Annotated in this window: 6 protein-coding genes and 1 CRISPR repeat array; all 6 genes read right to left on the reverse strand. The window is 61.4% G+C overall.

Annotated elements, in window-relative coordinates:
- The first annotated feature begins 98 nt into the window (after positions 1-98).
- Positions 99-2,831: direct repeats of the CRISPR family, unit length 28 nt; unit sequence TTTCTGAGCTGCCTACGCGGCAGTGAAC.
- A 129-nt stretch (positions 2,832-2,960) separates the two neighbouring features.
- Positions 2,961-3,527, reverse strand: coding sequence for a type I-F CRISPR-associated endoribonuclease Cas6/Csy4 (gene cas6f, locus XcuCFBP2542_RS07155; protein WP_104602999.1), 567 nt, complete (start codon positions 3,525-3,527; stop codon positions 2,961-2,963).
- A gap of 4 nt (positions 3,528-3,531) precedes the next feature.
- Positions 3,532-4,626: a type I-F CRISPR-associated protein Csy3 gene (gene csy3, locus XcuCFBP2542_RS07160; RefSeq protein ID WP_249027623.1), complete on the reverse strand. Its 1,095-nt coding sequence runs from the start codon at positions 4,624-4,626 to the stop codon at positions 3,532-3,534.
- The gene (csy2, locus tag XcuCFBP2542_RS07165; protein ID WP_104602917.1) at positions 4,592-5,605 is read right to left on the reverse strand and encodes a type I-F CRISPR-associated protein Csy2; all 1,014 of its coding nucleotides are present in this window, start codon (positions 5,603-5,605) and stop codon (positions 4,592-4,594) included. The genes csy3 and csy2 overlap by 35 nt, the downstream gene beginning before the upstream one ends.
- The gene (gene csy1 / locus XcuCFBP2542_RS07170) at positions 5,602-6,957 is read right to left on the reverse strand and encodes a type I-F CRISPR-associated protein Csy1 (protein WP_104602918.1); all 1,356 of its coding nucleotides are present in this window, start codon (positions 6,955-6,957) and stop codon (positions 5,602-5,604) included. Before csy1 ends, csy2 begins: the two co-directional genes overlap by 4 nt.
- Positions 6,958-7,304: 347 nt before the next feature.
- Complete coding sequence (gene cas3f, locus XcuCFBP2542_RS07175; RefSeq protein ID WP_104602919.1) at positions 7,305-10,664, reverse strand: type I-F CRISPR-associated helicase Cas3f; 3,360 nt, start codon at positions 10,662-10,664, stop codon at positions 7,305-7,307.
- On the reverse strand, positions 10,661-11,650 hold the full coding sequence (gene cas1f / locus XcuCFBP2542_RS07180) for a type I-F CRISPR-associated endonuclease Cas1f (RefSeq protein WP_104602920.1): 990 nt from the start codon (positions 11,648-11,650) through the stop codon (positions 10,661-10,663). The genes cas3f and cas1f overlap by 4 nt, the downstream gene beginning before the upstream one ends.
- Positions 11,651-11,879: the final 229 nt, after the last annotated feature.

Below are 11,879 nucleotides of genomic sequence, written 5' to 3' on the forward strand. Positions count from 1 at the left end.
CGCGTCGCCAAAGCTCAGTTGCATCGAAATCGTCCGCTTGGATCGTCGGTCAATTGTCGCAGATCAGGCTGCTTTGTTCAGAGCGTCCTTAACGGGATTTTCTGAGCTGCCTACGCGGCAGTGAACATCGCGCACTCGCCAAGCGCCGCAACGTCCGTTTTCTGAGCTGCCTACGCGGCAGTGAACTGGATTGTGCATGTTGGTCGGGCAGCCCGGATTTTCTGAGCTGCCTACGCGGCAGTGAACAGAAACCAGTCACCACGATATTTTTCGTGTGTTTTTCTGAGCTGCCTACGCGGCAGTGAACGCCCGGATGGCTATCCCATGCGCCTAAATTTAGTTTCTGAGCTGCCTACGCGGCAGTGAACTCTCGATATAAGGGCGATGAGGTGGCCGTTAATTTCTGAGCTGCCTACGCGGCAGTGAACTATTTGGAACATTCGTATCGCTATTAAGTGATTTTCTGAGCTGCCTACGCGGCAGTGAACGTTCGCGGCGCACGGATCAAGGCCACCGCAGCTTTCTGAGCTGCCTACGCGGCAGTGAACCTGAAGGGGATGATTGCCGAGTACTTCACAAATTTCTGAGCTGCCTACGCGGCAGTGAACTGAGGTAGGACATTGTTAGCTTCCTTTGGATTTTTCTGAGCTGCCTACGCGGCAGTGAACTGCGAGCGTGCTATGAGCAGGCCGCTTGCGATTTTCTGAGCTGCCTACGCGGCAGTGAACGATTTTGAATGATGCTGCATTTTTGCTGGGAGTTTCTGAGCTGCCTACGCGGCAGTGAACGGTTCCTGCGACATAGCGGGTGCGTCCTTTGGTTTCTGAGCTGCCTACGCGGCAGTGAACCGACGGCCGCCGGCTTCGATCTTTCGCGCTTCTTTCTGAGCTGCCTACGCGGCAGTGAACGCATCGCGTGCTTGAGCGAGGAATCCGCTAATTTTCTGAGCTGCCTACGCGGCAGTGAACATGAGAATGGGGATATCGTGGAGACGGTGGGGTTTCTGAGCTGCCTACGCGGCAGTGAACACATGATCGCCTCATCCGCTTCCGGCGGGCTTTTTCTGAGCTGCCTACGCGGCAGTGAACATGCTGGATAGGTTCTCGGCCTGCTGGTTCTCTTTCTGAGCTGCCTACGCGGCAGTGAACATCTGCTTCATGGCCTGTCGCAGCTTGTTGACTTTCTGAGCTGCCTACGCGGCAGTGAACTGCAGGATGCGCGGATACACGCATGTGGACCCTTTCTGAGCTGCCTACGCGGCAGTGAACTCGACGCAAGTCATGTTCCCGCTGAACGGGTCTTTCTGAGCTGCCTACGCGGCAGTGAACTTAGCTTGCAGGCAAGGCGCATGGTAGCAAGCTTTCTGAGCTGCCTACGCGGCAGTGAACAGTGGGCGGAAAGCAACCTTCGCATCCCTGCCTTTCTGAGCTGCCTACGCGGCAGTGAACACCCTTCAGCGTCGGCGTGCTGATTTCCATCATTTCTGAGCTGCCTACGCGGCAGTGAACGACACTTCAGGTTCGGGGGCAGCGGCCGGCTCTTTCTGAGCTGCCTACGCGGCAGTGAACCTGCGTGTACCCGCTTGTGCCGCCGGTATCCAGTTTCTGAGCTGCCTACGCGGCAGTGAACGGATGCCCGGTGTAAAGGTCGGAGCCGGTAAGTTTCTGAGCTGCCTACGCGGCAGTGAACCGGGCCGGCGTGGACAAAGAGCAGCTGCATAATTTCTGAGCTGCCTACGCGGCAGTGAACGAGCACGAGGCCGCCGCCAAGCACATGCTGCTTTTCTGAGCTGCCTACGCGGCAGTGAACCAACATCATCTTGGGGATACCGGCCCGGCATCTTTCTGAGCTGCCTACGCGGCAGTGAACCGGGTCGTTTCATCCCACTGGTGCCGGTCTGGTTTCTGAGCTGCCTACGCGGCAGTGAACGCGCCTCAACTTTTCCTCGGAGTTTTCCTGATTTTCTGAGCTGCCTACGCGGCAGTGAACGCGCTCTCGCAATGCCGAGCGCATGAAGGTCTTTTCTGAGCTGCCTACGCGGCAGTGAACCCAGCGACGGCGCTGAACCTGGTGCGCGGCATTTTCTGAGCTGCCTACGCGGCAGTGAACTCGATTCTGCTGGAGCCATGAACGGGCTGTATTTTCTGAGCTGCCTACGCGGCAGTGAACGCTTACTCCCGTAAAGCTGCCCTCGCCGACCATTTCTGAGCTGCCTACGCGGCAGTGAACCCGGCTCTCCGCCATTCTCCAGCGCTGCGTCCTTTCTGAGCTGCCTACGCGGCAGTGAACTGCGCGGTACAGGCAGCATTGGGTCCGTAAAATTTCTGAGCTGCCTACGCGGCAGTGAACGCGAACCACTCGGGCGCAGGCGTAGACTCCACTTTTCTGAGCTGCCTACGCGGCAGTGAACAGTGCGGAAGGAAGGGTCAGGCTACCGAGTTTTTTCTGAGCTGCCTACGCGGCAGTGAACATCAGAGTGGAAAGTAAAATCAGATTTCCCCGTTTCTGAGCTGCCTACGCGGCAGTGAACATGTCGCACGAAGCCATGATCGAATCACTCATTTTCTGAGCTGCCTACGCGGCAGTGAACGGCAACCGTTTCGCACCCATGCGTCTACAGTCTTTCTGAGCTGCCTACGCGGCAGTGAACAATCCATTCGCCCTCGCGGACGGCGGCCACGCGTTTCTGAGCTGCCTACGCGGCAGTGAACTGGAGCTGCGCCGGTGTCGCCGAGATCGAGCCTTTCTGAGCTGCCTACGCGGCAGTGAACGTGACGAAGGTTGTTGCATTACGTGTGTAAGTTTTCTGAGCTGCCTACGCGGCAGTGAACAAGAGAAGGTTCTCTTCAATGCATTGATAAATAAGACAATACTGACGAAAAAGAGCAGGCACCCTTTCCTTCAGGGTGCCTGCTAAGTGACTGATTCTTAAGAAGGCCGCATGCTTACCGAAAAAAGGGTCAGAACCAGGGTACGGTCGCTTCCTGGCTCAGGCCATAGCTGCTGAAACTGCCGTCTTTGGGTTTAGGTAGTAGGGGGCCATGGCAGATGAAGAGCGGGAATGATGCTTGGCCGGTACTACGGCTGCCCAGCGTCACGAACGGGAGCCACAACTGTTCGGCTGTCGTGTCCGGGATGCGTTGGGTCGCTGTTTCGGCATCGATCCCGTGACGCCGCATGGCACGACGTCGCAGGCGCGATGGGCTGCTTTTGGCCTGAACCCGTGTGACCTGCCGGTAAGAGGGACTGGCCGCAACAGCAGTGATACTCGAGACCAGCAGGTGATCGCGCATGCCGTGCAGCCAGGGACTTGCCATCACTGTCTGCAAAGCGGCCTGTTGTCCGTGCAGACGCAGGTGGCTACCTAGAGTCGGTTTGCGTGCGTCATGGCCTGGAAAGCTGACTCCGATGTCCTGGCGTTGCTGTTGTGCCAATACTCGGTGCAGACGTGTGTACAAGCCACTGAGCAGTTGGTGCGGTGCCAACTCCGAGTCTGGACGAAGGTGAAGGTCCACGTAGTGGTCCATGGTCTCAGCCCGCATCGCCAAAGACGCCGCCACGAATCAGTGTTGCGATCACGAAGTGCTGCTGGTCCGGCTCCGGTTGCTTGTCCTTGAGTACCCAACCATCGAGCAGATTGTAGAAATCCTGCTTGGCCTTGGGTTGTCGGTAGGCTTTGCCTTGCGTGGTCACCGAGCCGTAGGGCTCTACGGCGATCGGACCATTTTTTTCGGCCTCCGGGTACCATGTGTCGATGGTGCGCAGTGCGTTGCCGATCTTCTGCGAATGGATCGCGGCCACTGCATTGTCGCCGTGGCCAACGGCATAGAGCGTCTTGCTCTTCTTGCTGCTGCCCTTGTCCAGAATGAGTTCCTGCGAGGGAAATACTTCCTGGCCCGCTCCCACACGCACGAACGCGGTGACTTGCAGCAGCAGGTGTGCACTGCCTGCCAGCGCAGTGGCGATCAGTGCGGAAAGTGCTGCCAGGTCCGCAGCTTCGGCGGGAGGCGCCTGCAAATCGCGCAATGAGTGGTCGTGCGCCTGAAACGTCCAGTGCGCGGCAGGCGCACCGTTCTTCAGATGTGCAACCTGTACCTCCACCTGCTCGGCACCAATCCGGTTGCGCCATAGAAAACGTCCGTTGGCCAGATTGGCCGCGTAGCGCCGCGCCAACGTGTCGAAGCCGTGCTGTTGCACGTAGCCAGCAACGGTGGCGGCCAGTTTGTTGCGGTAGTCGGTATCGTTGCAGGCCGAGGGCGTGCCGGTACCACCAAGCACGCGCAGCGTAAATTGTACTTTTAGCGTATCTGCATCTAGCGGCAGTGCGGCTACGTCCACGGTCTGCAGGTTGGGATTTTCGATTTGCGCATCAAGCTTTGCAGGGTCTTGGTCTTTGGTCTTGAGTCGATTGGAAATCGTGCCACGCACGGATTTTTCGCGCAGCTTCACGGGTTGCCAGTCGGCGGGTGCCGCGCGTGCTGCCCAGGCGCCGGAAAACAGCAGCGCGTCGGAGGGGTCGAGCTTGCGCTCGAAGGCGAGAACGGAGGCGGTCTTGAGTTCGGTTGCCATGCTGGAATTCCTTGTCGTGAGGTCAGTCGAGAAAGTAGTTGAAATCAAGCGAGTCATCTTCAATGTGTGCCGCAGCGAAATCGTTGCGGCAGCGATACAACCCCCGATCCGGTTCGCTGCCGGGGTACCAGAGCAACTGCTGCGGCGTGTCCAGGCGGTGCGGGCTGATCCACTGGCCGAGCGAGTACAGGCTCTCGACGAAGCGGAATGCAGTGGTCGTGTCGCGCGCGTTGGCAATACTGTCCGGTGCCTGCAGTTCACACAGGGCGCCATAGCCCACCGGAATCGGCACGGTCCAGCCACGCCCTGTGCGGTCATGGCGCCATCCGGGGGTGTCGTCCGGGGTGTCCTGGCCCTGGTGGTAGCGCCAGTTGACGCGTGCCAGCGACAGCCAGGCATCCAGCCCGGTGGCATCGGGAGCGGTGGCCCGCAGCTCGGCCAGGCGGGTGTCGAGCAGGTCGGCCCGTTCCACCAGCGCAAAGCCCGGCAGCAGACGCGTGCGTGCCTTGCGGAACTGCGCCGCGCGGTCGTCTTCGGTGCCAGTCAGATCCAGTGTCCACGGTTGATAGCGATGCCTCCAGGCGTCGGCCGGTGGCCGCAGGCTGCCACCGGCGATGCGCATGCCGGCGAGCAACCCGGCCACCGTCGCCGTTTCGGCCTGGTGTGCCTGCGGCTGGTCTTTCCAGCGTTGGCTGTTCACCGCCAGCACCAGACTCAGTTCCAGGTGGATACGGCCTTCTTCGACGATGGCGGCGGTCTTGCCATCCTCGTCGACCGGGTTGCGGGTCAGGTGAAACGCCTTGACGAAGCTGCTATCGGTGACCTGCTCCTGATGATCGTGGCAAACCGTGCCAATGGCCTGGAAGGTCAGCTCCAGGCCGGCGGCGTGAACCTTCCGTTGCAGCGCCCACATCACGCCCAGCAACGCAGTCATGGAGGGAAAGCCATGGGTCAGCGGGCTGGAAACGGCATTGGCGTTGTGGACGCGCAGATGCGGGATCACCAAGAGATGACTGAATGTCGGGCACTGGTTCATGGCCGGGCTCCGCCAGGCGCACGCCGTTGCAAGGGCACCGGCCAAGCCGCCTCGACGATGGCCTGTTTTGCCCAATGTCGGTACTCGCTGTCGCCGATACCCGTCAGCCCTGCCTTGCGCAGTTGTGCACTGATCCAGTTGGCAAAGCGGCCTGCCACCTGGTCTGGCCAGTCGCCAAACAGATAGGCCGCGTTGAACGCTTCGTCGTCCTGCGTCCATTGCCCATGTTGCGGATCGTGGCGGATCGGCAATTCGGTGCGCTCCGGGTCAAGCCACAATTGTTCGTCCAATGGCAGCATGCAGTCGGCATCACGGGTCCAGCCGGGTGCGAGGCTGGCCTGGGTTTGCGCAGCAAAGACGGTCAACTGTGCACCGAGCTCCTGCGCAATACGGTCACGGGTCTGGCGCGTCCTGTCGTTAGCGGGGGGAGCGCCACGCAGGAAGTCTGCAAGCGCCTTCATGATCGCGCGCACCTCCTTACCGTAGCCAAACCGCTCCATCGCCGACTCGCTCTTCAGCAGACTGCGTGGATGGTCATGCGCCCAGCTCGGCGGCAGCGAGGCCAGCAGGTAGTTCACGCCGCCGCGTTCGCTGTTGAGCTGGGAAATATTCTGCGGTTTGGTACCGCCGAGCTTGCGGGCGACCAAGTTGCGGTAATCGCGGTAGTCGTCGGCATGCGCTTGCCTGGCGCGGTGCGCCTGACGGGCCAGCTTATTGCGTTCGCCAAAACGGGCATCCTGGATATCGGCGTGCACCACCTGTGCCAGCGTGCTGGAGAACATTGGCTGCAACAGGTGGTAGTGCGTGTCGTCGGTCGGCTCTTCGCCGACAAGCCAGTAGACCTGCTTGGCCATCGCATGCGAACTCAGCTGCGGCTCGCTGCTGACAAGCGTGCCGAACGCCTGCATCCAGCCGGTGGCAACCTTGGTATCGGCATGCAGCGCAGCCCGCAGATCACTGTCGCCGGTCTGCATCCACGCCAACAGACCCTGGCCATCGACCTCGACCTTGAGGAACTTGAACACGTCCAGCGCAGCGGCATTGCCCACCACGTCCGGCGTATAGCCGCTGCCCAACAGGTGGCTGCCAACCTCGGCATGCCGCGGCAGGCTATCAGGTGGCACATGCAGGCTACTGCCACGCGCATCGGGGTGGGTGGCCTTGAGCACATGGGTGACGGCATGGATCTGCCCAACCCGACGCGCCGCATCGGCCAACCAGGTGGTGTAGTCGTATTTCGTCGCCGCGCCGGCCTCGTCTTTGCCGTCCTTCAGCTTGGCCAAGCGCCGGGCTTCGATAAAGTCGGCGATGGCGGAGCGGAAGCGTTGTGAACGCTCCGAGACTTCAGTCATATGGGAGTCCTTCCGTTGGCCCAAATTGGATCAGCCATGTAGACTCGCGCCCAGCAACTTGCTGGGCGGGAGATGGTCTGGGGGAAACGTAGTTCCCCTCAGACTCTTAAGAGCAGACGAACGCTATTCATCCTGCCTCCTTGGACTTTCAGGGCTGGTGCTAGCCAGCAAGGTGTCGAGACGGCCGGATCACCGCTCGCAACGGTGATCCGGTCTACATAGGCTAACTCGTGATTTTTGAATTGTCCATAGTTGCCGAAACTTCAACTGTCGAGAAGACAGCTCAGAAAATAGTGGCAGAGACTTCTACATGCACTGCCGCACAGGCAGCCCGGGCAGGGATGCCCTTATCGATTGCCGGCAAAGCCCAGCCATGGGTGATAGCGCCAGCCTTGTTGGCTGGCTGGCACCTCCACCGTTGCAAACTTCCGGGCGCATGCCTCCATCGGTAACTCAAGGCTCTCGGCCTGCTCGGTCAGAAGGTCTAGCAACCTGGCGTCCCCCCAATGACCGATCCCCGGGCTGGAGGCCAACGCGACGTCGTGGCGCTGGCTCTGTTCGATGCAGACATACAGGTCGCCGGCATACCGGTCGGTAGATGTCTCGACGCGGTGCAGCCGTAGCGTGTCGTCGTCATCCGGCAGGAACACCAGCGCGGTGTGGGGCTGGCTGTCGTTGCGGAAGGGCTGCTGTTGCGGCAGCACACCGGTCAAGGCCGCATCGGGGTATCTCCAGGCGGCAAAGGCATGATCGGGTTCCAATGCCGTGCCGGCTGCGCTCATCGGTAGCATGCAACGGGCGATGCGCGCCTGCTCCAGGTCCACCAGCCGCTCGCGTGGTGTCCATTGTGCGTAGTCGTCAGGGCGCGGTCGGATGCGCGGTATGGCACTGAGTATGCGGTAGTCTTCCTCACGCAGCAGTTCGCGCAGCCACGGCGTCTTCAACTGGAACTCCTTGCCGCTGCCCTCCTTTTCGAACCCGGGCCTGACGTAGGTGCAGCGGTCCTGCCCGCCGTGACGGAACTGGCGCAGGTTGGTATCGAAGATCAACACGTTTGGCGTATTGCTGACCTTGCCGCGATGGCGTTGCACGCGCCCGGCCAGCTGGATCAGCGAGCGCATGGAAGACGGTTCGGCCACCGCCCAGTCGGCATCCCAATCGCGGCCGACCTCGCACACCGGCGAGGCCAGCACCACGAAGATGTGCTGGCGTGCAGGGTGTGCGTCGATCAACGCACGAATGGTCGGCAGGTGGTAGACGCCACTGCCATCGCCGCGCCGGTTGAAGGCCTGGTCCAGCTGGTACTCGATGGCTGAGCGTTGTATCAGCGGAAAGCGCGCGTGGTAGACGCATAGGTGGATCTGGGTATCCTCCGGCGCACCGCCGGCATGCAATGCTCGCGCAACGTCGAATAGCGGCTCGATGTTGGCCATGCGCACCAGCCCGAAGCTGACACGCTTGCCGCTGACCGGGTCCACTTCGGCGTGCGCGTGATGCAGGCGCAGGCAGGCGTCGCGGACATGCGGCGCAAACTGCTCTGATCGCTGTGCGTCGGGTAGATTGCGTGGCAGCTCCAATGGCAACAGTTCGCCGCGCCGCAAGGCAGGTGACTTGGCGAGCGTGGCGATACGTTTATCGACGAAGCGCATATGCAGGTCGAGAAAGCCGCTACTGCCCGCACATGTGGCGGTCTGCACACCGAACTCGTCGCTCCACAGGCAGGCAACTTCGACGGCGGCGTCTGGCTGGCCGCCATTCTGCCCACGGTTGCGTCGGTACTGCTGGCGCCCTTCACGATAGGCCAGGTACATGCCGGTCACCAACGCTGGCGGCAGCGTGGCCGACGACAGCAGGACGCGCGTGCCCAGCATGCCTGCCGAGTGCATCAATCGGGTCAAGGCGGGCAGGTCGTCGAGCTGGTAGTCATCCAGTTCGTCCAGGATCAGGTCTGCACTCAGCAGGCGCAGCATCGGTGCGATCTGGCGCCCGGCACGAAGTGATTCGGTGGCCGGCACCATGTGATCCACGGTACACACCAGCATCGGTGCCGACAGTAGCTTGCCAATGCCAGGATCATGCAAGGCACGCGAGAGCAGCGGATGATCGGTTGTGATGCCTTCGTAGAATACGTGGCTGTCTTCTTCAAGCAGGTCCTGTACGGAAGCCGAGCCATGTGTATCGGCCTTGTGCTCGTAGAATTCGAACAACGCACGGCTGGCAGAGCCGCCGACATGGATGGCCAGTTCGTCCTCGTCCAGGTGCAGATCGGTACGGAAGCTGCGTCCGGTTTGCAGGGTCAGCGTGCGCAGTCCCAATGCATACGTGGCGCGTAGGCCCTGCTGCGGATCGGCCAATGCATACACGATGCGTGCATTGGCCAGCGTCTTGCCGCAGCCGGTGGAGGCCATGTTGACGATGAAGGCGCCATGCTCATGCGCTGCCTCGCGCATCGCGGTGGCCGCATCGAACGCTTTGTCCTGCCAGCTGAAGCGCGCATCGGCACTGCGTTTGCGCAGGCCGCGGTGATTTGCCAGTCGCGGTAGATGCCGCTCGAAGCCGGGAAGCGCATGGGCGATCAGTCCGGCATCGCGTGCGACGCCGAGCAAGTGTTCATCCAGTGGCTGCTTGAGACCCTCGCGGTCGGTGTTGGCGTAGAGCTGCGTCCTGCCATCCCCTTGCACGCGGCCTGGAGAATGCCGAGGCAGCGCAGAGTAGTAGTGGTCGGCCAACATCAGCGACAGACGCGCAAGATGCATGACGTAGGGATTGTCCAGCCAGTTGTCATCACGGCGCAGGCGCAGCGCGAGCAGGCGCTTTGCCAGCCGTGCGGCCTGGGCGCGCCATTTGGTCTCCATGACCGGCAATGCTCCGGCAGGCGTCCAGTACTCGAGTATCCGATCAGGTTCTGCCGGCTGCCGGATTTCGTTCCAGTCGTGCGCCACCCACTGCAAAGGTGTCTCCAGCCAAGCCTGGTTGAAACTCTTGGAACGCCTACCGAGCCGGGCCTGTTGACCATCGTCCTGCTGCACGGGAACGACCGGAAGCCGGTGGTGGGTGAGTATCAGCCAGGCGACGGCTGCGGCCAGTGGGGCCATGCCGACGAAGGGGTGGCGTGAGGCCGCATTGATGCCATCGCGCTGGTAGCGCTGGGTTCCTGTCCAGTCTGCTTCGGTGAAAGCGTCGGTGTCGGCCAGGCGCTGCAACCAGGTGGCATCGTCGTCGTTGCCGACGAAGGCCTGGAATAGCCGCAGCGACACCCATTCATGCCGATAGAGATTGCGCTCGCGCAAGTCGCCGCGCAGGCGTGCCTGGAAGGCGACACTGGCTTTACCCAGGTCGTGCAACAACCCGGCCAGCTGCGCGAGCAGACGGATATCTTCGGCGCGGTGCCAGTCATTCTCGTCTTCGCGGCGCAGGATGTTGCGCGTAGTGGTATTGGTGGGTACCGCGCCTTCTGCATTGAAGCGCCGCGCATCGCCCACGATCCAGAGCAACTCGGAATGGTCGCGGCCGCGAATCCAGTGGCAGGCGATGGCGCTGTTCTTACGCGCTGTCTTGCGCAGCAGTTTGCGTAATGTGACCAGCCCGGCCTCGGTGATTGGGGTCTGCCAGGTGCGGTCTCCGCGTCGTTCGGCGAACTGATCGAGGAGACGGCGCGTTTCGTTGAGTGCGCGCTTGTCGCACTGTGAGATCAGCAAGATGTTCACTGCGGAAGGCCCGGCTGCCTTGCGGCCGCGGTTTGCAGCGCAACGAACTTGAGCGTGTCCAGCATGAAATCCAGCGCATCGCTGCGGGCGAGCTGCGCAATGCATTCGCGCCGAAACGCCTGCTCGTCGTCGCCGCGCATCGCCGAGAGAAAGGCTTGCGGCAAGATGGTGGCATCCTTGACCAGATCGGCAATATCGAACACCAACCCACCTCTGCGCGTCTTGCCGTGCAACACGGCCAAACCATGTGGCAGACCCAATACCCAGCTGGCGGTAGCACCCAGCCCGTAGGCCAGATAGTTGCCATGATCGAGAAAGCGATTGGCTGGATCGCCGCCACTACCGCGCTTGGCGCGGGTGAAATCGCCGTAGCCCACGGTGTCGACCGCCAGTTTGAACAAGGCCTTGGTGAGCCTGGCCTCTTCGGTCAGCAGGGACGCATTGTCCTGTGCGTGTTCGATGTTGTGGCGTGTTCTGGTCAGCAGTGCCTCCAGCCTTGCAGCGTCGGGCGCGAAGCCGGCTTCCTTGAGTGCGCGTTGCTGCCATTGCTCGCCGATTCGCGTTGCGCGTGCCTGCTGGAACGCCTTGGCTGCGTTCAGACGCAGGCTGTCATCGAACCAGAACGACACCCAGGCCTGCAGATACTCGGTGGGGCGATACTCGCTCTGCGGGCAGAACCAGGCCACTTCCACATCCATCTCGTTGACCGTGAACAACGGTGTCCCACCGCCGCCACAAAACCCGACCAGCACACCGGCCTTGGCCAGCTCGCGCATCGCCGCCTGGGTGACGGAGGTTCCGGTGCCCAGCAGCACCGTTGTAGTGTTGGCGATGGGAATGTTCCAGTACAACGAGCGCTTGCCTGCATCGGTCACATATTCAACCCGTCCGCCATTGACCAGCACCCGGCAATGTTGCAGGTAGTAGATGTTTGCGCGCTTGGAATGCAGGATGGTCTTGAGGTCTGAAGCCGAGAGTTCGTCCATGCGCCTGGTCCACGTCCTGGGCAGCGTTCAAGGTCTTGACCTTCGATACTAGGGCGCTCTGCCTTGCCGGTGCAATGCATGGATCCGTGGTAACGGACCGGCCGCAGAGTCCTGGCCTGGCAAGCTGGACGCTTGCCTTCGCTGCAGCAGGGCCGCAGACACGTTGTCGTCGGTCGTATTCGGTTCGAGACCTCGCCACGGCCGGTGCGCGGGTCTTCGATTCACGCGC

Source organism: Xanthomonas cucurbitae (genome assembly GCF_002939885.1).
Classification (GTDB): Bacteria; Pseudomonadota; Gammaproteobacteria; order Xanthomonadales; family Xanthomonadaceae; genus Xanthomonas; species Xanthomonas cucurbitae.